Consider the following 21,048-nt stretch of genomic DNA (forward strand, 5'->3'; position numbering starts at 1 on the left):
CCCCGAGCCAGCAATGATCCGAGCTCCGGTGCGCCGACCCCTGCTCGCCATCTCGCTCGCCGCGCTCGTCGCGAGCTGCGATGAGCCCGCCCTCCAGGTCCCGGCGGACGCGGGGGAGCCGGTCCTCGGGCTCAGCGCCGAGCAGTCGGCGCGCGTGCTCGCGAAGATCGGCGATCGGGTGATCACCCTCGGCGACTTCGGCAGGACGCTCGAGCGAATGGACCAGTTCGATCGGCTCCGCTACCAGACGAAGGAGCGGCGCCGCGAGCTGCTCAGCGAGATCATCGACGCGGAGCTGCTCGCGCTGGAAGCGAAGCGCCGCGGCCTCGACAAGGAGGCCGCGGTCGAGGACGCGATCCGGCAGATCCTCCGCGAGGCGATGATCGCCCAGGCGCGCAAGGGCCTGCCCGCGCCGGCCGACATCCCGGCGTCCGAGGTGCGCGCGTACTACGAGGCGAACGCCGACAAGTTCAGCGAGCCCGAGCGAAGGCGCGTCTCCGCCATCGTGGTCGGCGACAGGGCGCTCGGGGAGAAGGTCCTCAAGGAGGCGCAGAAGGCCGGGAGCAGCAGCGCGTGGGGAGAGCTCTTCCTCAAGCACTCGCTCAGCGCGCCGAAGGACAGGAGCAAGGCGCCGCCGCTCGATCTCGCGGGCGAGCTCGGCATCGTCAGCCCGCCCGGCGATCCGCGCGGCGCTCACCCGCAGGTCCCGGAGCCGGTCCGCGCGGCCGTCTTCCGGATCGCCAGCGTGGGGGGCATCAGCGACGAGCTCGTCGAGGCCGACGGCCGGTTCTACGTCGTCCGCCTGAGCGGGCTCACGGGCGGGCACCGGCGCGCGCTCGCGGAGGCCGAGCGCTCGATCCGCGTCGCGCTCCTCCAGCAGAAGATGCAGGAGCAGGAGCGCGCCCTCGAGGACGAGCTGCGGAAGAAGTTCCCCGTCGAGATCAACGACGCGGCGCTCTCCTCGGTGAAGCTGCCGCAACAGCTCACGCAGCCCGGGAGCGCGCCGCAGCCCGATCTCGCGAAGCCCAGCGCGCCGCAGCCGGAGCAGGCCGGCGGCGCCGCGCCCCCGTCGAGCGATGCGGGCAAGTAGCGCGCTCGTCGCCCCGGCGCAGCTGACCCGGCGGCCCAGCGACGACGGCGCTGACGCCCGCGCCGTCGCGCCGCCGGAGCGCCCCGCGGCGCCCGCCGCGGGCGATCAGCAGGGCGCGCGACCGGCCCGCGCGAGGGCGCGGCAGAGCGACTGGACATGGCAGCTGCGCCACGCGCTCTCGAGCGCCGACGAGCTGCACGGGGCGCTGTCGCTCACGCCGGACGAGCTCGCGGGCGCGCGGCGCGCCGAGAACGCCGGGCTGCCCATCCGCGTCACCCCGTATTACCTGAGCCTCTGCGACAAGAGCGACCCCGCGTGCCCGATCCGCCGTCAGTGCGTGCCGCTCGCCGACGAGGCCGCCGAGGTGCCCGGGGATCTGGTCGATCCGCTCGGCGAGGTCGCGCACGAGGTCGCGCCCCACCTCGTGCAGCGGTACCCGGATCGCGCGCTGCTGCTCGCGACCGATCGCTGCGCGGTGTACTGCCGGTTCTGCACCCGCTCGCGCATGGTCGGCGACGGCGGCGGCGCGGTGGCGCTCGAGCGCCTCGCGCCGGCCATGGCCTACCTCGACGCGCACCCGGAGGTGCGCGACGTCATCGTGAGCGGCGGCGATCCGCTGGCCGTCTCGACGGACCGCATCGTGCGGCTGATCGCCCGGCTGCGGCAGATCCCGAGCGTCGAGACGATCCGCATCGCCACGCGCGTGCCGGTCACGCTGCCGCAGCGCATCACCGCGGAGCTCGTGCGCGCGCTCAGGCCGCACCATCCGCTCTGGGTGATGACGCACTTCAACCACCCGAAGGAGCTCACGCCCGCCGCCGAGCGCGCCTGCAAGCGGCTGGTGGACAACGGCTTCCCCGTGATGAACCAGACCGTGCTGCTGCGCGGCATCAACGACGACGCGACGACGCTGGCCGCGCTCTTCCGGGGGCTCGTGCGCTGGCGCGTGCGCCCGTACTACCTGCTCCAGATGGACCCCGTGCGCGGCACGGCGCACCTGCGCACGCCGCTCGCGGCCGGCATCTCCCTCATGGAGCAGCTCCAGGGACGGCTCACCGGCATCGCGCTGCCGAAGCTGATCGTCGACACCCCGGGCGGGATGGGCAAGGTGCCCGTCGGCCCCGACTACGTCGTCGATCGCCGGCCCGGGCGCACCGTGCTCCGCACCCACCGCGGCGTCGAGGTCGAGTACGTCGACCCCCCGCCGCAGCCCGGCGGCTGAGCGGCCCGCTCAGCGGCCCGGGCCGCGCGAGAGCGGCTTCGCGATCCGGAACGACAGGTTCAGGGCCCGCGTGACCCCGAAGAAGCGGGTGCGCGACGCGCTCCTGCACTGCTGCGAGTCCGCGGCCCAGCTCCCCGAGCGGGCGATGCGCCACGGGGGCGCGTCGCTGCCGGCGTCGGCGGTCGACTCGATCTCGCGCGACGTCTCCGTCCACGATTTCTCGCCGTTCACGTCGGCGACCCACTCGCGCACGCCGCCCGCCATGTCGCGCACGCCGTAGGGCGAGGTGTCGATGGGGAACGTCCCGACCGGCTCCGGCTGCGCGAGGAAAGGCCGCGACGAGCGCATCAGGCAGAACGTGGGATCGAAATGATCCCCCCACGGGTAGAACCGGCCGTCGGTCCCGCGCGCCGCCTTCTCCCACTCGAGCTCGGTGGGGAGCCGGACCTCGATCCCGTCGCGCTCGCTCCGGAAGCGGCAGTAGGCCACGGCGTCGAACCAGTCGATGAGGATGACGGGCAGGTTCCAGAGGTGCCCCTCCTCGGCCGGGAACCGCTTCTGCGCGTCGCCCTCGACGACGGTGGGCAGCGGCTCCCACCCGCCGCCGCTGGCCGGCCGCGCGACGTAGCCCTCGGAGCCGCGCGTCCCGTGCGGCGCGCGCTTGAGCGCGAGATCGAGATCGCGCGTCTCGAGCTCGTTCAAGAACTCGCAGTACTCGCGGAAGGTGACGGGGAACTTGGCGATCGCGACGTCGGGGACGTGGAGCTCGGCGCGGCGGAGCGGATCATAGGCCTGCGCGTCGCCGCCGGCGATGAACGTCCCGCCGGGGATGTAGACGAACCCCTCGCCGATCTCCGCGTCGGTGTAGAGGTTCACCTCGACGCGGTGATGGGTGCCCCGCTTGAGCAGCAGCGGGTAGCGCACGTCCCGGTAGCCGGCGCGCTTCAGGACGAAGAGGTAGCTGCCCGGCTTGAGGTGCACCTCGCGGAGCGGGGTGCGGCCGAGGGCGCGCTCGTCGCTCGCCACGAGGATGCGGTCCTTCTCGACGTACCGGTACGCGAGGACGCTGGCGCCCGGCGGCGACGAGTCGACCGAGAGGACCGCGTCGGCGGTGAGCAGCGCGGCGTAGCGGCCCACGTCGAACTCCGCGACGAGCGCCTCGTGGTAGATGCGCGCCGCGTGCTGGTGCTCCTGGTCCGCCCGCACCGCGCGCGACCAGTAGAGGTCCGCGAGCCCGGCGCGCGCCTCGACCAGGTCCGGATCGTACGCCAGCGCCTTCGTGTAGAGATCGATCGCCTCGGCCGCGGCGCGCGCCTGCTCGCGCTCGACCCCGGCCGCCCTGTCCTCGAGCTGCCAGCCGGCCCGCTTGCGCTCGATCGGCTCGTACTCCTTCACGTCCTTGAGCAGCCGCCGCGCCTCCTCGACGAGCCGCTCGCGCTCGCCGTCGAGCCGCCGGTCGCGCTCGAGCGGGGCCTTGGCGAGCTCGCAGAGCTTGATCGCCTCCTCGCGGCGGCGCATCCGCTCCTTGGCGCCCTCGAGGAACGCCTCGGCCTCCGCCGCGACGCGGTCGGCGGTCGGCGGCCGCTGATCGGGATCCTTCGCGAGCATCGCCAGGCAGAGGTCCTCGAGCAAGAGCGGGCAGCTCGGCGAGATCGAGCGCGGCGGCTTGGGGTCGCGCGTCTGCGTCGCGAGGATCACGGCGAGCACGGTCGGCGCGTCGAACGGGTGCTCGCCGGTGAGGATCTCGTAGAGCACCACGCCGAGCGCGAAGATGTCCGCGCGGTGATCGATCCGCTTCTGATCCCCGCGGATCTGCTCCGGCGCGATGTACCCGGGCGTGCCCGAGAGCGCGCTCGCGACCGCCTCGTGCCGCTTCCGGCCGAAGTCCTGCCCGCCCGGGTCGATGCTGATCGGCTCGCTCACCTCCGCCCTCGAGAGCAGCTTCGCGTTGCCCCAGTCGCCGAGGTACACCTCGCCGTAGTCGCCGAGCAGCACGTTCTCCGGCTTGATGTCGCGGTGCGCGACGCCTCGCCGGTGCGCGTAGGCGAGCGCCCGCGAGATCTGCACGAACGCGCCGATGAGCCGGACGAGCGGCCACTGCTTGCGGAGCTCGGGGTTCGTCAGCACGTTTTGCAGGCTCTGCCGCTTGACGACCCGCATCGAGTAGTAGGGCTGGCCGTTCGGCAGCGTGCCCAGGTCGTAGACCGGGATGATGTTCGGGTGCTCGAGCTGGGCCGTGATGCGCGCCTCGGTCAGGAAGCGGTTGCCCACCGCGGAGTCCGCCTCGGCCCCGGGCTTCAGCGTCTTCAGCGCCACCACGCGCCCGATCTCCCGGTCGCGCGCCTTCACCACCTTCCCGGCGCCCCCGGCCCCGAGCGCCTCGCCGACCTCGTAGCGGCTGCCGCCGGCGTTCACGGCGCGCGTGGCGGAGGTCGCGAGCGTCGGGAAATCGGCCACCACCTCCTCTCCGGGCAGATCGATCTCCCGCTGCGTGTCGAAGCGCAGCGCGTCCGGATCCTCGAACTGCGGCGCGAGGGCGCGCGCGGCCGACGGGCTGCGCCCCTCCTGCTGCGGCGCGAGGGCGCGCGCGGCCGACGGGCTGCGCCCCTCCTGCGCGAGCAGCTCCGGCAGCGTTGCCAGCTGCTCCGGCGTGAGGATCCCCTCGAAGAGCTCCTGGGGCGTCGACGCGCCGCCGAGGGTCCATCGGCAGGCCATGTCCCAAAGGGCGTTGGGCTCGATGAGCCCTCGCGCCACGGCGGCGACGGCCAGGGCACGAGCCTCGCGAGTCTGAGCGAGCTTCACTCGAGCGACCTCTCGTCCGAAACGATCTCACCGCGCGACGCGAGGCGGAAGGCCACGCTGGGACCGCTGAGCGCAAGGCGGCGCGCGCTGCGAGGGCGCAGCGCTCCCGCGGCGGATGCAGGGCTGCCGGTGCCGCCGCTCGGTGCGCGTCCCACGAGGCGGCGCACGTCAGCCGCCGTGGCAGGCGACCGCTCTGCTGCCACGCCGGCCTGAGCTGCCCCGTTGGAAGTCGCGACGCGGCAGGGCCGGAGCGGCGAAGGCCGCCCGCGCGCCCCGGTCCTCACAGACTCTATGTGTCGGAAATTCCTGCATTTACCAGCGATAAATGGGCGCTGCCCAGGTTACGTGGTGTCCCCTCGCCTGTGCAAGAGAGTAGGGCGGATGGCGTCCGGGCCCGGTCATTTTTCGTCGCATGTCCCGCGCGTCTCCGCGGTTCGCGCCTCGTGCCCCGCCCCTCGCCGCCCCTCGCGTGCTTGCCGCCGGCTCGCGCCTCCCGCACATCGGGCACATTTCCGACGACCTCGCCCATTGTCGTCGTTGTCGTACCAGCGGGTGGGCCCGTCCCCCGCGGCGCCGTCCGCCGCCGCGGTCGCGCCGTTCCGCCGCTCCGCCCTCATGCCCGCCCGCCGCCGCGCTGGCCCGCTGTCGCGCGACGGTGTTTCGATCCCCGGGGGGAGCCGTGGTAGGGCGCGGCATGGCTGATTCGGCGGCCCTGGGGCGTCCGGCGCTCGCTCGTCTCGACGAGATGAACCGCCGCGCGCTCGAGGGGGGCGGGAGCGATCGCGTCGCCGAGCAGCACGAGGCCGGCAAGCTCTCCGCGCGGGAACGCATCGACCTGCTCCTCGATCCGGGATCGTTCGTCGAGATCGACCGGTTCGTGGTCCACCGGTGCGCCGACTTCGGCATGGACGAGCGGAAGGTCCTCGGCGACGGCGTCGTGACCGGCTGGGGCCTCGTCGACGGGCGCAAGGTCGTGGTGTTCGCGCAGGACTTCACCGTGTTCGACGGCTCGCTCTCCGGCGCGTACGCCTCGAAGATCTGCAAGGTGATGGACCTCGCGATGAAGGTGGGCGCCCCCGTCATCGCGCTGAACGACTCGGGCGGCGCGCGGGTTCAGGAGGGGCTCGAGTCGCTCGCCGGGTACGCCGACATCTTCCTCCGCAACACGCTCGCGAGCGGGGTCGTCCCCCAGATCAGCGCGATCCTCGGGCCGTGCGCCGGCGGCGCCGTCTACTCGCCCGCCATCACCGACCTCATCCTGATGACCGAGCGGACGAGCACCATGTTCGTCAACGGCCCCGAGATCATCAAGGCGGTGACCAACGAGGACGTCACCGCGGAAGACCTCGGCGGCGCCGCCGCCCACGCCGCCAGGAGCGGCCTATGCCACCTCACCGCTCCCGACGACCGGGCGGCGCTCGCGCAGGTCCGCGAGCTGCTCTCGTTCCTGCCCTCGAACAACACCGAGGCTCCGCCGCGACGCGCCGCGGTCGATCCCGTCGACCGAGAGGTGCCGGAGCTCGACACGATGATCCCGATCGAGCCGCCCGGGCCGTACGACGTCAAGCGGCTCGTGCGCGCCGTGGTCGACGACGGCCGCTTCCTCGAGATCCACGCGCGCTATGCGCAGAACATCGTGGTCGGGCTCGCCCGGATCGGGGGCGCGCCCGTCGGGGTGGTCGCGAACCAGCCCCAGGTGCTCGCCGGCTGCCTGGACATCAAGGCCAGCATCAAGGCGGCGCGCTTCGTCCGGTTCTGCGACTGCTTCAATGTCCCGCTCGTCACGCTCGTGGACGTCCCCGGCTTCCTCCCGGGGCTCGACCAGGAATATGGGGGGATCATCGCGCATGGAGCGAAGCTGCTCTATGCGTTCGCCGAGGCCACGGTGCCCAAGATCACGGTGATCGCGCGCAAGGCCTACGGCGGCGCCTACGACGTGATGGCGTCCAAGCACATCCGGGCCGATTACAACCTCGCCTTCCCGACGGCCGAGATCGCGCTCATGGGCCCCGAGGGCGCGGTGAACATCGTCTACGGCAGGGAGATCCAGCAGGCGGCGGACCCGGCCGCCGCCCGCGCACGCTTCGTCGAGGACTACAAGACGAACGTCGCGAGCCCGTACAAGGCGGCCGAGCTCGGCTTCATAGACGAGGTGATCTACCCTCGCATGCTCCGCATTCGGCTGGCGCGGGCCCTCGACCTCCTGCGCGACAAGCGGGACAAGAACCCAGCGAAGAAACACGGAAACATCCCGCTTTAGTAGAATTTTGGGGCCACGGGGAGCCCCACGAGAGCCCGGCTCAGCGAGAGATCGGCCTGCAAAACCGCTTAGAACGCCTTGGAAGGAGGGAGCCGGATCGAGCGACGCCGTTGCGCGGCCGATCCCAAGCGTGTAAAAACAACTTGCGTGGCTGTTTTTCTTTGCTCTCCACGCGCGATGCTTCTCTCTGACCAACGATCTGCACAAGCGCACCCGGGGGCCGGTTGCAGGAGGACGGGTGGTTTGGCGGGCATACCGAGCGTTGGGGGGTCGCCGAGTATACGAATGAGGGGTCGGCTGGGTTCTGTGGAGGTATTGAGCATGAAATCTTGGGTATTCGCTGCGTTTTTGATTTCCGGTTGCGCCCTCGTGGCGTGCGGTGACGACAACACCGACCCGCCGAACACCGGCACCACCACCAGCAGCAGCAACGGGAGCGGCGGCTCCGGCACCAGCGGCGGCAACGGCGGCAACGGCGGCAACGGCGGCGAGGCCGGCGGCGGCGGTTCGGGCGGCGATGGAGGCGCGGGCGCCGCGAGCTCTTCCTCGACAGGGATCCCGACGTGTGATGACACGACGGACGAGTGCGGCCGCAGCGACAATTCGGGCTGCTACAAGTGCGCCACGGATGGGCCGTGCAAAGAGGCCCTCGACAGCTGCGTGAGCGACAGAGAACAAGGCGGTTGTTTGAAGCTCGCGCAGTGTGTCGATAAGTGCAGCGACGAGGCAGAGCCGGAGACGTGCATCGAGGGGTGCCGGACGGATCACGCGAACGGCGTGGAGGCCTTCGACGCCCTGATCCAATGCACGATCTGCCAGGAGTGCGCCGATAGCTGCGGTGCATCCGAAGAGCCGCTGTGCGCGATGTGAGGCGCTGACCAGCAGCAGGTCATCTCCGAAGGGGGCGTCCGATGGCCGCCCCCTTCGGCTTTTGTATGGCCGCCGGCACGGCGGGCGTCGCCCGGGCTCTGCAGCCTGCGTGGAATCTGCTGTGGCTGCATTCGCGAGACAGGCGCGCTCGGCGCGGGCTCGCCTGGGCCGGCCGGGACCATGCGGCGCGGGGGGCGGTGCGCGAGGCAGCACGGCAGGCGACGGCGGCAGGATGCCCGGGGGGGACGAGAGGACGGGGGCGGTCGGAGGCCGCGCAAGAGCCGGCCGCTCGCGGCTGGGAATACCCGTCCGGGGTTGGGGCGGGGGCGCCCGTCCGGGGTTGGGGCGCCGCCGTCCGGGGTTGGGGCGCCCGTCCCGGGTTGGGGCCTCGCCGTCCCAGGTTGGGGCCTCGCCGTCCCAGGTTGCGGGGCGCCCGTCCCGGGTTGGGGCACCGCCGTCCCGGGTTGGGGCGCCCGTCCGGGGTTGGGGCGCCCGTCCGGGGTTGGGGCACCGTCCCAGGTTGGGGCATCGCCGTCCCAGGTTGGGGCCCCGTCCCGGGTTGGGGCGCCCGGGGGCGCCCGTCCGGGGTTGGGGCACCGTCCGGGGTTGGGGCACCGCCGTCCCAGGTTGGGGCGCCCGGGGGCGCCCGTCCCAGGTTGGGGCGCCCGGGGGCGCCCGTCCCAGGTTGGGGCCCCGTCGGGGCCCCGTCCCAGGTTGGGGCCCCGTCCCACCGCCGCCGGCGCCTCAGCCGGCGCCGCTACGCGGTCCGGCGCCCCCCGGCCAGGGCTGGTCCGGCCCCAGGCGCCGCCGCGCCCCGGGGCCGGCAGCAGCAACCGCCGCGCCTCGGGGCGTCGCCGCGGATACGCGAGGTAGCTCACGTGCTGGCGGCCGGACCACCTCGGCGACCTGCGACCCCCCGACGCCCTCAATCGCGCAGCGCGCGCCGGGTTGCGCCTTCATGGCTCGGGCAACCCGTGGTAACGCTTGGCGGCGCCGCCGATGTGCGGCATCCGACATGGGAAAGAACCTTCTCGTCATCAATGTGGACATCCGCGAGACACGCGTCGCGCTGATCGAAAATGGGATCATCGCTGAGCTGCATCTCGAGCGGGAGAGCTCCAAGGGGACGCTCGGAAACATCTACCTCGGCAAGGTCAGCCGCGTATTGCCCGGGATGCAGGCCGCGTTCATCGACGTGGGGCTCGAGCGAGCCGCCTTCCTGCACGTCGAGGACCTCATCCGGCCCGACGACTTCGAGGCATACCTGGCTGGGCACCGCCGTCCTGCCGAAGAGGAGCGCGCCTCCTCCCGAGGCCGCGCCGCGCGCGCCAGCGAGGCGCCCGGGCCTGAAGAAAGCGAGGTTCACGAGCTATCCGGCGCAGAGGAGGCCGCGCCCGAAGGCCCCGACGCGGCAGCCGAACACCACGAGCCCCACGAAGGGGCGGATTTCGGGGCCGATGAAGGGTTCGAGGCCGAGAGCCCGCTCGAGGCGGACAGCCCGCTCGACGAAACGAGCGACGTGCCGATCGAGTTGCCCACGGCGCTCGACGTGCTCGGAAGCCCCTCCGGCCAGGCGTTCGCCGGCGTGGGCTCGATGGTGACCCTCGACGAGGCCGACGACGAGCCGGTGCCGGGGCTCGACGGCGGACACGAGCACGACGGCGCGGACGACGACGACGACGAGGAGCTGGTCGCGGCAGGCAGCGGCAGCGACGTCGACGAGGCCGGTCCGGAGGAGTCAGGGCCCGACGACGCCGGGCCGGAGGAAGCCGAGGCCGAGGACGACGACGAGCTCGACACGCCCGCCTACGACGTCGAGCCGGCCTCGCCGCCGCCGGAGGACGCCGCCGACGTGTGGAGCGCGGCCGAGGAGCGCCAAGAGGCGAGGAGCGACGCCGCGGATCGCGGGGAGACGGAAGCCGCCGCAGAGACCGCGTCCGCGGAGCCCGCTGCGCGCGCCTCCGGCGAGTGGCCGTCCGGGCAGGAGGCGGGCGCGTCGCCAGCCGCCGAGGGCGCCGTCGCGAAAGCAGCGCCCGAAGCGCCGGGCGACGAGGTGCCGCCGGCAGCGCGGGCGCGCAACGGGCGCGCGCGCGGGCGGCGCGAGGCGCGCGTGCGCCGCTCGGGACGAACGCGCGACCGGCGCGCCAACATCGAGGGGATCAGCGCCGCGCCCGAGGGGGCCGTCGCCACGGAAGCGCGCGAGGCGCCCCGCGAGGGACGCGAAACCCGCGAGGGACGTGAAACCCGCGAGGGACGCGAAACCCGCGAGGGACGCGAAACCCGCGAGGGACGCGAAACCCGCGAGGGACGTGAAACCCGCGAGGGACGTGAAACCCGCGAGGGACGCGAAACCCGCGACCGGGGCGGACGTGGACAGCAGGGCGGACGCGACGGACGCGATCGCGAGCAGCGCGGGCGCGGCGAGCAGCGGACGCGAGAGCGCGGGCGCGAGCAGGCGCGGGACGGCAAGGGCAAGAGCGCCGCGCGCGGCCAGCAGAGCGCGCGCAGCTGGCAGAACGAGCCGCCGCGCATCTCGAAATCGACCCCCATCCGCGAGGTCGTCCGCGAAGGGCAGGAGGTCATCGTCCAGGTCTCGAAGGAGCCCATCGGGACGAAGGGCGCCAGGGTCACGAGCCACATCTCCCTCCCCGGCCGCTACGTCGTGTACCTGCCGACGGTCGATCACATCGGGATCTCCAAGCGCATCGGCTCGGAGAAAGAACGCTCCCGGTTACGCGACGCCATCGAGGCGATGAAGCCGCCGCAGGGTGGGCTCATCGTGCGCACGCTCGCCGAGGGCCTCACGAAGAAGCAGCTCAAGGCCGACGTCGGCTACCTCGTGCGCCTCTGGGGCGAGGTGGCGAAGAAGCGCGAGAGCGGCGTGAGGGCGCCCGCGGTGCTCTACACCGAGCTCGACCTCGTGCTGAAGACCGCCCGCGACCTCTTCACCGACGACATCGAGAAGATCGTGATCGACGACCGCGAGGAGTACATCCGGCTGCGGCGCTTCGTCGAGATGTTCATGCCCGAGCGCGCCGACGCGGTGGAGCTCTACGAGGGGGCCGAGCCGATCTTCGACGCGTACGGCATCGAGGACGAGATCCAGCGCGCGCTGTCGCGGAAGGTCCCGCTCCCGTCGGGCGGGCACCTGATCATCGATCAGGCCGAGGCGCTCACCGCGATCGACGTGAACACCGGGCGGTTCGTCGGCAAGGGGTCGAAGGACCTCGAGGAGACGATCCTGACCACGAACCTGGAGGCGGTCGAGGAGATCGCCTATCAGCTCAGGTTCCGCAACATCGGCGGGCTGATCATCCTCGACCTCATCGACATGGAGCGCGCCCAGAACCGCGAGAAGGTGCGCCGCCGCCTCGAGGAGCTGCTCGCCAAGGACAAGGCGAAGACCACGCTGAACCGGATCTCCGATCTCGGCCTCATCGAGATGACCCGGAAGCGGACGCGCGAGAGCCTCGGGCGCACGATCCTCGAGCCGTGCTTCTACTGCGACGGGACGGGCCAGCTGCAATCGAAGCAGACCGTCGCGTACGAGATCCTGCGGCAGATCCGGCGCGAGCGGATGAACCTGCCCGGCTACTCGGTCGTGGTGAACGCGCATCCGGCCGTGATCGACCTCCTGAAGAACGACGAGCGCATCGCCGTGCAGGAGGCGGAGCGGCTGTTCCAGCGCCGGATCGATCTCGTGCCCCGAAAGGAGTACCACCTCGAGCAGTTCGATCTGCAAGGCAGGTAAGGCGCCATGGCGGACGATCAGGGTTCTCCGGAGAGCATCGACGCGAAGACGGGACGCAAGGAAGAGCGCGTCACCATCAACAAGGAGTTCGAGTCCTATGACGCGTTCATCAACGAGTACGTGACGAACATCTCGCGCACCGGCGTGTTCGTGCGGTCGAAGACGCCGCTCGCCGTCGGGACGAAGGTGAACCTGCGGTTCACCGTGATCATGGACGACATCGAGACGATCGAGGGCGTCGGCGAGGTCGTGCGCGTGCACGACGATCCGCAGGGGATGGGGGTCGTCTTCACCGAGCTGTCGAGCTACTCGCAGGGGCTCATCGACAAGCTCCTGACGAGCCAGGGGCACCGCGCCTCGAAGGAATAGGCAGAGGGGCTGCGGCGATGTTCACCGGGCTTGTCGAGACGATCGGGGTCCTCCGCCGCCGGAGCGGCGGCGCCGTGGCCCGCGCCCTCATCGAGGCGAGCCTCGGGCCGCTGACGCTCGGCGAGTCGGTGAGCGTGAACGGCGCCTGCCTCACCGTCGATCGCATCGCGCCCGGCGGGTTCGAGTGCGACATGTCCTCCGAGACCCTCGCCCGCACCACGCTCGGCGCGCTCTCGGTCGGCGCGCGCGTCCACCTCGAGCGGGCGACGCCGCTCGGCGCCCGCATGGGCGGGCACGTGGTGCTGGGCCACGTCGACGGGCTCGGCCGCGTCGTCGAGCAATCGCGCGCCGGCGACGCGCTCCGCATGCGGGTGAGCGCGCCGACCGATCTCGCGCCGTTCCTCGCTCCCAAGGGCTCGATCGCCGTCGACGGCGCGAGCCTCACGCTCAACGCCGTGTCCGCGCCGGGCTCCGCGGAGACGTGGTTCGATGTGATGCTGGTGCCGCACACCATCGGCCGGACTCTCCTCGGCGAGCTCCGCCCCGGCGCGGCCGTCAACCTTGAAGTTGACGTGCTCGCGCGCTACGTGGCGCGGACGCTCCAGGTCGCGTCGATCGCCGGCTTGCAGAGCCTCTCGAGCAGGGACGCGCGCGACAGCGATGCCTCTGCCGAGCGCGGCGAAGAGCGTGGAAATACGGGAGAGAATGCGGATCACGACGAACGACTCCTCGCAAAGCTGCGCGCGGGGGGATTCTGGTGAGGCCCTGTCAGCCTCGAGCGGCAAGCTCGGCCACGACATGACCTCCGGGGGTCCGATGCCTCACCGGCTGACCATCGACAAGGCGGTCCTCGACCGCGTGAACACCGCGCTGGACCACATCCGCTCCGGCAAGATGGTGATCCTGGTCGACGACGAGGACCGCGAGAACGAGGGCGACCTCTGCATGGCGGCGGAGGCGGTGACCCCCGAGGCGATCAACTTCATGGCGATGCACGGGCGCGGCCTCATCTGCCTCGCCCTCGACGAGGAGCAGGTCGCGCGCCTCGAGCTGCCGATGATGTCGGCGCCCGGGCGCAACGGGCCGCCGCTCGGCACCGCCTTCACCGTGAGCATCGAGGCGCGCACCGGGGTGACGACCGGGATCAGCGCCGCCGATCGGGCGCACACGATCCGGGTCGCGAGCGCGCGCGACGCGAGGCCCGAGGATCTCGTCACGCCGGGGCACGTGTTCCCGCTGAAGGCGCGCCGCGGGGGCGTGCTCGTGCGGACGGGCCAGACCGAGGGGTCCGTGGATCTCGCGCGGCTCGCCGGGCTGCGGCCGGCGGGCGTGATCTGCGAGATCATGAACGACGACGGCAGCATGGCCCGCATGCCGGACCTCGAGGTGTTCGCCGCGAAGCACGGCCTCCTGATCGTGACGGTCGCGGACCTCATCCAGTACCGGCTCCAGACGGAGCGCCTGGTCCGCCGCGTGAGCGACCGGACGCTGCGGCTCGACCTCACGGGCACCGAGTGGACCGCGTACGTCTACGAGGTGATCAACGAGCAGCGGCAGTTCCTCGCCCTCACGAAGGGCGTGGTCGCGACGCAGGAGCCCATCCTCTGCCGCGTGCATTCCGGCTCGACCATCGCGGACCTCTTCAGCTCGACGCCCTTCGACGGCGGCTCGAACCTGCGCGAGGCGCTGCTCGCGATCGAGGGCGCCGGCGTCGGGGTGGTCGTCTACATCCCGTCGCGCGGGGACCTGGGCCGCGAGCTGGACCAGCTGAAGGGCCCCGGCCCCGACGAGAGCGCCCCCGTCGTGCGGACGCAGCAGCCGTCGACGCTGCGGGAGTTCGGCCTCGGCGCGCAGGTCCTGGCGGACCTCGGGGTGCACCAGATCCGGCTCCTCACGAACAGCCAGCCGAAGATCGTCGGGATCACCGGGTTCGGGCTCACCGTGACCGAGCGGGTGCCGCTCGTGTCGATGAAGGGCGAGGCCTGACGCGCGAGGTGCGCTGGCGCGCCGGGTCGCGCGGAGAGCAAGGGCGCTCGGACGAGGATCGCGAGCGCGAAGGCCGCGCACCCAGCGCGGCGAGAGAGAGGAACGGCGGATGGCAGATCAAGCGGTCGGGCAGGCACAGGCGAGGGTGATCGAAGGCAACCTGGTGGTCCCGCCGGGGGCGCGCTTCGCGGTGGTGGCGAGCCGCTTCAACCACTTCATCGTCGACCGCCTGGTCGAGGGCGCGCTCGACGCCATCGCGCGGCACGGCGGCGCGCTCGAGCGGACCTCCATCGTGCGCGTCCCGGGCGCGTGGGAGATGCCCACCATCGTGGGGCGGCTCGCGCACAAGAAGAGCGTCGACGCGATCATCACCCTGGGCGCCGTCATCCGGGGCTCGACGCCGCATTTCGACTACGTGGCGGCCGAGGTCACGAAGGGGATCGCGACGGTGTCGCTCCAGACCGGGGTGCCGGTCACGTTCGGGGTCCTCACGACCGACTCGATCGAGCAGGCGATCGAGCGCGCCGGCACGAAGCATGGCAATAAGGGGTGGGAGGCCGCGGTCAGCGCGATCGAGATGCTCTCGCTCGGCGCGTCGCTGGACGCCGCCGGCCTGTAGACGAAGGTTCTGAGCGATGGGTGCGCGTTCGACAGGCCGCGAGGCGGCCTTGCAGATGCTGTTCGCGTTGGAGGCCGGCGGGAACCCGGCGTCCCGCGTGGTCGCGACCTTCTGGCGTGAGACGCCGGGGGATCCAGAGGGGCGCGCCTACGCGGACGAGGTGGTGCACGGCGTCGCCAAGGACCTCGCGGCCGTGGACGAGGCGATCCGCAAGGCGAGCACGAACTGGCGCCTCGAGCGGATGGCGCGGGTCGACCGCAACGTGCTCCGGCTCGGCGCGTGGGAGCTCATGAAGCACCCGGAGGTGCCGCGCGCGGTCATCCTCGACGAGGCGGTCGAGCTCGCGAAGCGCTACGGCAGCGAGGAGAGCGGCGCCTTCGTGAACGGCGTGCTCGACCGGGTCGCCGAGAACCTCGGCCGCATCGACCGGGATCGCTGAGCGCCGCGGCCAGCTGAGCGCCGCGGCCAGCTGAGCGCCGCGGCCCGCTGAGCGCCGCGGCGACGGCCGCTCACCACTTCAGCCACGCGACCGTCACGCCGTCGCCGCCCTCGCTGGGGCCGCCCGGGCGGATGCGCGCCACGTAGGGGCTCCCGCGCAGCGCCTCGCGGACGGCGTCGCGCAGGGCGCCCGTGCCGTGCCCGTGGACGAAGAACGTGACCCGGCGGCCCGCGCCGAGCGAGCGGTCGAGGAACTGCTCGGCCATCGCGACCGCCTCGTGCGCGCGCAGGCCGCGGAGATCCACGGTGTTGTCCGCCGTCTGGATCGGCACGTCGGGGTCCGCCGCCGCGTCCAGGTCGACGCGGCGCTGCGGCGGCGCCGGGGCCGCCGGCGGCGCGCCGGCGCCGCGCAGCTCGGCGATCGAGGTCGTGAGCTTGAGCGCGCCGGCGGCGACCCGCAGCTGGCCGCCCGAGAGGACCTCGACCACCTCGGCCTCGGCCCGCAGGCGGGGCACGTAGACGCGCGCGCCGACGCGGATGGCCGCCGGATCGACCGCCGGCCGCGCCGGCGGCTCGTCCTTCGGGCGGAGCTCGAGCTCGCCGCCGATCGACGTCTTCTGCCCCACCGCATCCATGGCGCGCGCGGCCGCCCGCAGGTCCTCCTCGGTGGGCTTGCCGCGCAGCCGCGACTGCGCCGCCTTGAGGTCCTCGCGCGCGCGCCGCAGGCTGGCGAGCAGCGCCTCCCCCTCCCGCGTGAGCACGCCGCGCTCCTTGTCCCGGAGCCGCTCGATCTCGCTCTCCAGCTCGCGCCGCTTCGCCCGCGAGGCGGCCGCCTCGCGCTCGGCGTCCTCGCGCGCGAGCTCGAGCGCGCGGCGCTCGGCGGAGAGCTTCTCGACCATCTGCTCGAAGGTGACCGCCTCCTTCGTGAGGAAGCGCTCGGCCCGCTCGAGCACGGTGCCCGGGATGCCGAACCGACGCGCGACGGCGAGCGCGCTCGAGGCGCCGGGCACGCCGACGACGAGCCGGAAGGTCGGGCTCATGGTGGCGAGATCGAAGCCGACCGAGGCGTTCTCGAAGCGCTGATCGCCGAGCGCGAGCGCCTTGAGGCCCTCGTAGTGCGTGGTGCAGACGACGGTGCCGCCGCGCGCGCAGAGCGAGTCGAGCACGGACGCGGCGAGCGCCTCGCCCTCGCGCGGATCGGTGCCGCCGGCGAGCTCGTCGAGCAGGACGAGCGCGCCGGGGCGCGTCTCGCCGAGGATGCGCCCCAGGTTCTTCACGTGGGCGCTGAAGGTCGACAGGTTCTTGTGGAGGTTCTGGTCGTCGCCGACGTCGGTCAGCACGACGTCGAAGAGCGCGACCCGCGAGCCCTCCCGCGCCGCGACCGGCAGGCCCGCGCGGATCATCAGGGCCGCGAGGCCGAGCGTCTTCAGGGCCACCGTCTTGCCGCCGGCGTTCGGCCCGGAGACGATCATCGCGCGGCCCGCGCTCATCGAGAGATCGCTCGGGACCACCTTCACGCCGTCGAGCGCGAGGAGCGGATGGCGGCCGCCGACGAGCTCGATGGAGGTCGGGCGCGCCGCGGCCTCGGAGGCGCCGCGATCCACGGCGAAGGCGCCCTCGGGGACCTCCGGGAAGGTGAGGTCGAGGTCCTTCGCGAGCCGCGCGGCGGCGGCGCGCACGTCGGCGTGGGCCAGCGCGCGGGCGGCGGCCGCGACGCTCTCGATGTCCTCGGCCACGCGGGCGGTGAGCGCCGCGTAGATCGCCTGCTCCTCGCGCGCGACCTCGGCGTCGACCATCTTCATCCGGTTGCCGGTCTCGACGAGCACCCGGGGCTCGACGAACACGGTGGCGCCGCTCGCGCTGGTCGCGTGGACGATGCCGGGGAAGCGCTCGTGCGCGTCGGACCGCACCGGGAGCACGTAGCGCCCGTCGCGCTCGGTCCAGTAGCGGTCCTGGAGGATGTCCTCGTGCTTGTTGATCAGGTCCTCGAGGCGGCGGACGAGCCGATCGCGCACCGCGCGCCGCTCCGCGCGCAGCGCCTCCAGGCGGGGCGAGGCGCGATCCGAGAGCGTGCCGTCCGGATCGAAGGCCGACGCGAGCTCGCGCGCCACGGCGTCGAGCTCCGGGTTCGTCGCGCACGCCGCGTAGAGCGCGGGCGCGATCTGGCGCCGGCCCTGCAGGTACTGCCGCGCGGTCCGGGCGGCCTCGAGCAGGCCGAGCACGGCGCGGAGCTCCTCGTTGGCGAGCGACGCGCCGATGCGCGCCCGGTCGAGCGCGTCCTCGAGCTCCGCGACGTCGCGCGCCGGCACCGGCTCCCCGGTCCGGGCGAGCTCGACCGCCTCGCGCACCTCCGCGAGCATCGTCATCGCCTCGGCGCGCGTCGACGCGAACGGCAGGGCCCGCGCGAGCCGCTTGCCGGCGCGCGACGCGCAGCGCTCCGCGAGCGCCTCGAGGATGCGGTCCCACTCCAGATCGGCGCGGGTCTTGGTCGGACAGGGATCTGCGAAGGGCCCTTCGGGGTTGTATTCCATCACGCTTCGGTCGGATCGCGGGCCACGCCGCCGGCCCCGCTCGGCATCGGGTTCTGCTCCTTCTCGAGGTAGCGGAAGATGGTGCGCGGGTCGACGCCGAGGTCGCGGGCGGTCTGCGTGCGGTTGCCGTTGTTGCGCTCGAGCGCCTCCAGCACGTACCGCCGTTGGAACTCCTCCTTGGCCTTCTCGAGCGGCATGATCGCCGTCTCGGCGCCGGGGCCGAGATCGAGGTCCTCCACGGCGAGGAGCGCCTGATCGCAGAGGACCAGCGCCTTCTTGATGCGGTTCTCGAGCTGCCGGATGTTGCCCGGCCAGGAGTACTTCTTGATCGCGGCGAGGGCGGCCGGGCTGAAGCCGCGCACGGGGCTGCCGAGCTCGTCCGCGTACTTCGAGAGCAAGACCTTGGCGATGATCAGCACGTCGTCGCCCCGCTCGCGCAGCGGCGGGAGCCACAGGTTCACGACGTTGAGCCGGTAGTAGAGATCCTCCCGGAAGTTGCCGGCGCGGATCTCGTCCTCGAGGTTGCGGTTCGTGGCGGCGACGATGCGGATGTCGACCTTCTCGGGCTTCGAGTCGCCGACGCGGAAGACCACCCGCTCCTGGAGGGCGCGGAGGAGCTTCACCTGGAGGTTCAGCGGGAGCTCGCCGATCTCGTCGAGGAACAGCGTGCCCTTGTCGGCGACCTGGAACTTGCCCGGGCGGCTGGCGATGGCGCCGGTGAAGGCGCCCTTCACGTGGCCGAAGAGCTCGCTCTCGATGAGGTTCTCGGGGATCGCGCCGCAGTTGATGGTGACGAAGGGGCCGCCCTCGCGCGGGCTGCGCCGGTGCAGCTCCCTCGCGATGAGCTCCTTCCCGGTCCCCGTCTCCCCCGTGATGAGCACGCTGATGTCGGTCGCCGCGACCTTCTGGAGCTTGCGGAACACCTCGAGCATCGACGGGCAGGCGCCGATGATCTCGCCGAACTTCTTGTCGTGCAGCTCGGCGACGAGCTTGGCCTTGTCGGCCCGGAGGGCGTTCAGGAGCATCGCGTTCTGGAGGATGAGCGAGGCCTGGGACGCGAAGATGCTGAGCAGGTCGAGCTGGGCGCGATCGAAGAGGTGCTTGATCTTGTCGTTGCCGACGTAGAGCGCGCCGATGATCTGGCCCTGCGACAGGAGCGGCGCGCACATCACGCTCGAGAGCTTCATCGCGATGACGCTGTCGCTCCGGCCGAACTGCGTGTCGGCGAGCGCGTCGGAGACGATCACGGGGCGGCCCGAGGAGATGACCTGCCGCACGATGCTGTCCGAGATCCCCCCGGCGGCGTCGGTGATGGCCTCCTTGCGGATGTTGCGCGACGCGCGCACCGCGAGCTTGCGGTCGCCGGCCGCGGCCGCGGCCGGGGCGCCGCCGCGGACCGCCGTGTCGGCCGCCGCCTCCGCGCCCTCGAGGAGCAGCAGGAAGCCCTTGTCGGCGTGGGTCAGCTCGATGACGTCGTCGAGCATCGCCTCGAGGAGCTCGTCGACGCTGCGCCGGTTGATGAGCTTCTCGCTGAACGCGAACAGCTTGCGGACGCCCGCGAGCTCCGACGAGCCCTGCGCGGGCGCGGGCCGCTCCGCCTCGCCGTCGCACGCGGGGAGCCGCTCCTGGACCGTCGGCGCCTCGGCGAACATCGAGAACCCGATCTCGACCGAGCCGAGCTGGAGCCGGTCGCCGTGCACCAGCCGCGCGCGCCGCTTCTTCTTGCCGTTGATCGCGATCTCGCCGTCGCGCTCGCACTCCTCGAGCACGAAGTCGCGCCCGTCGAACACGATCTGCGCGTGATGCTCCAGCACCCCGGCCCCCGCGACCGCGACGTCGTTTCCGAGCGCCTTGCCGATCGTCGTGACCGGCTTGTGGACGCTGTACAGGCGTGGCGCGCCCTCGGAGGCGAAATACTTCAGGGTCGGCATCGCCAGCAGCATAGCAGGCGCGCCGCGGCCCCATGCAGCCGTGTTGGCCTGCGCACCGCGGCTTACCAGAGCTCTCCGATGACGACGGCGCCCATGCCGCCCTGGTAAGGCACCACGCCGCCGCCGAGCACGCGCGCGAACGGGGGATCGCCGCGCTCCTCCGGCTCGTCCAGGGCGACCTCGCCGCGCGGGTCCGGCTTCCCGAGGAACAAGGCGCCCGCCACGATGCCGAGGGTGCCCGCCGCGCCCTGGGCGATGAGGCCGCGGCGCGGGTCGTGATCGCTGCCGATGTACGCGAAGTAGATGGGCAGCGACACCACCGTGCCGATGCCGAGGCCGCCCCACATCCACGCGAGCTGGTTCCACGAGGGCGTCCAGGCGATCGACAGGCCGACGGCGCCCGCGGTCGCGACGTTGAACCCGATCAGCCCCCCGAGCGAGATGCTGTCGTTCGCCTCGCTCCAGCCGCCGTTGCTGGCGGCGGCCCCGAACGCGCTGCCGACGAGGGAGCCCCACACCGCGCCCGAGGCGATGAGCATGTTGGTCTGCGGCTTGGGCCGGAGCAGATGGTAAAAGCCCCAGCCCAGCGCGCCGCCGACGGTGGAGCCGATCACCTCGGAGGTGGCGAGCCCGAGGAAGCCCCACTCCTCGCCCTTGCGCGCGCTGACGTACTGGTAGGAGGCGACGCCGAGCCCCTCGCCCGCGCCGATCACCATGCCGGTGGCGATCGCGGACGGCATGCCGCGCGGCATCGGCGGCGAGTCGAGGAAGTAGACCCCGACGGGCGCCGCGACGCCGAGGAGCGCGGGCGCGATGAACTGCACCCCGGGATCGTCGATGCCGACGAGCGCGTCGAACCAGATGCCGGTCCCCACGCCGTAGGCCACGGACGTGGCGTAGAGATAGCCGACCTCGAGCGGCGTCGACTTGGGCTGGCTCTTCGGCGGCGTATAGGCGTAGCCGCCGTACGGCGCGCCGTATTGACCTCCATACGGCGCGCCGTACTGGCCCCCGTACGCGCCGCCCTGCTGACCGTAGGGCGGCGCGCCGTACTGGGCAGAGGCCGTCCAGCTGACGCTCGACATGAGGATCGCGGAGAGGAGACTCACGAGAGGTCGCGTGTGCATCGCGCCGCCACTTTACACGCTCGCGCACGGCGAGGCGCGCGCGCGGCGCGAG

Annotated in this window: 14 protein-coding genes; 10 read left to right on the plus strand and 4 right to left on the minus strand. The window is 72.4% G+C overall.

Annotated elements, in window-relative coordinates:
- Window positions 1-28 precede the first annotated feature (28 nt).
- Window positions 29-1,090, plus strand: a complete 1,062-nt coding sequence (locus tag WMF20_RS40865; protein WP_437607118.1) for a peptidylprolyl isomerase — start codon at window positions 29-31, stop codon at window positions 1,088-1,090.
- Complete coding sequence (locus WMF20_RS40870; protein ID WP_437607119.1) at window positions 1,077-2,312, plus strand: KamA family radical SAM protein; 1,236 nt, start codon at window positions 1,077-1,079, stop codon at window positions 2,310-2,312. Before WMF20_RS40865 ends, WMF20_RS40870 begins: the two co-directional genes overlap by 14 nt.
- A 9-nt stretch (window positions 2,313-2,321) precedes the next feature.
- Here the strand turns inward: WMF20_RS40870 and WMF20_RS40875 are convergent, their stop codons facing one another.
- On the minus strand, window positions 2,322-5,114 hold the full coding sequence (locus WMF20_RS40875) for a protein kinase domain-containing protein (protein WP_437607120.1): 2,793 nt from the start codon (window positions 5,112-5,114) through the stop codon (window positions 2,322-2,324).
- Between the two features lie 694 nt (window positions 5,115-5,808).
- Here WMF20_RS40875 and WMF20_RS40880 point away from each other — a divergent pair.
- From WMF20_RS40880 to nusB, 8 genes are all read left to right on the plus strand, one after another.
- Window positions 5,809-7,374, plus strand: a complete 1,566-nt coding sequence (locus WMF20_RS40880) for an acyl-CoA carboxylase subunit beta (RefSeq protein ID WP_437607121.1) — start codon at window positions 5,809-5,811, stop codon at window positions 7,372-7,374.
- A gap of 321 nt (window positions 7,375-7,695) precedes the next feature.
- A complete protein-coding gene (locus WMF20_RS40885) occupies window positions 7,696-8,244 on the plus strand; it encodes a hypothetical protein (protein ID WP_437607122.1) in 549 nt (182 codons plus the stop codon).
- Between the two features lie 1,015 nt (window positions 8,245-9,259).
- Window positions 9,260-11,995, plus strand: a complete 2,736-nt coding sequence (locus WMF20_RS40890) for an Rne/Rng family ribonuclease (RefSeq protein ID WP_437607123.1) — start codon at window positions 9,260-9,262, stop codon at window positions 11,993-11,995.
- Window positions 11,996-12,001: 6 nt separating this feature from the next.
- Complete coding sequence (locus WMF20_RS40895) at window positions 12,002-12,364, plus strand: PilZ domain-containing protein (RefSeq protein ID WP_437315359.1); 363 nt, start codon at window positions 12,002-12,004, stop codon at window positions 12,362-12,364.
- Window positions 12,365-12,381: 17 nt separating this feature from the next.
- A complete protein-coding gene (locus WMF20_RS40900) occupies window positions 12,382-13,125 on the plus strand; it encodes a riboflavin synthase (RefSeq protein WP_437607124.1) in 744 nt (247 codons plus the stop codon).
- 37 nt (window positions 13,126-13,162) lie between these two features.
- On the plus strand, window positions 13,163-14,350 hold the full coding sequence (gene ribB, locus WMF20_RS40905; RefSeq protein ID WP_437607125.1) for a 3,4-dihydroxy-2-butanone-4-phosphate synthase: 1,188 nt from the start codon (window positions 13,163-13,165) through the stop codon (window positions 14,348-14,350).
- Between the two features lie 109 nt (window positions 14,351-14,459).
- On the plus strand, window positions 14,460-14,969 hold the full coding sequence (gene ribH / locus WMF20_RS40910; RefSeq protein WP_129579335.1) for a 6,7-dimethyl-8-ribityllumazine synthase: 510 nt from the start codon (window positions 14,460-14,462) through the stop codon (window positions 14,967-14,969).
- A gap of 16 nt (window positions 14,970-14,985) precedes the next feature.
- Complete coding sequence (gene nusB / locus WMF20_RS40915; protein WP_020740334.1) at window positions 14,986-15,408, plus strand: transcription antitermination factor NusB; 423 nt, start codon at window positions 14,986-14,988, stop codon at window positions 15,406-15,408.
- A gap of 70 nt (window positions 15,409-15,478) precedes the next feature.
- On the opposite strand, the gene WMF20_RS40920 is transcribed toward nusB, so the two are convergent.
- Genes WMF20_RS40920 through WMF20_RS40930 form a run of 3 tightly spaced genes read right to left on the minus strand, consistent with a single transcriptional unit; the run spans window position 15,479 to window position 20,996 of the window.
- On the minus strand, window positions 15,479-17,938 hold the full coding sequence (locus tag WMF20_RS40920) for an endonuclease MutS2 (protein ID WP_437607126.1): 2,460 nt from the start codon (window positions 17,936-17,938) through the stop codon (window positions 15,479-15,481).
- Complete coding sequence (locus tag WMF20_RS40925) at window positions 17,938-19,881, minus strand: sigma 54-interacting transcriptional regulator (protein WP_437607127.1); 1,944 nt, start codon at window positions 19,879-19,881, stop codon at window positions 17,938-17,940. Before WMF20_RS40925 ends, WMF20_RS40920 begins: the two co-directional genes overlap by 1 nt.
- A 50-nt stretch (window positions 19,882-19,931) precedes the next feature.
- A complete protein-coding gene (locus tag WMF20_RS40930) occupies window positions 19,932-20,996 on the minus strand; it encodes a hypothetical protein (RefSeq protein ID WP_437607128.1) in 1,065 nt (354 codons plus the stop codon).
- Window positions 20,997-21,048: the final 52 nt, after the last annotated feature.

It is taken from the genome of Sorangium sp. So ce834 (genome assembly GCF_051521425.1).
GTDB lineage: Bacteria > Myxococcota_A > Polyangia > Polyangiales > Polyangiaceae > Sorangium > Sorangium cellulosum_D.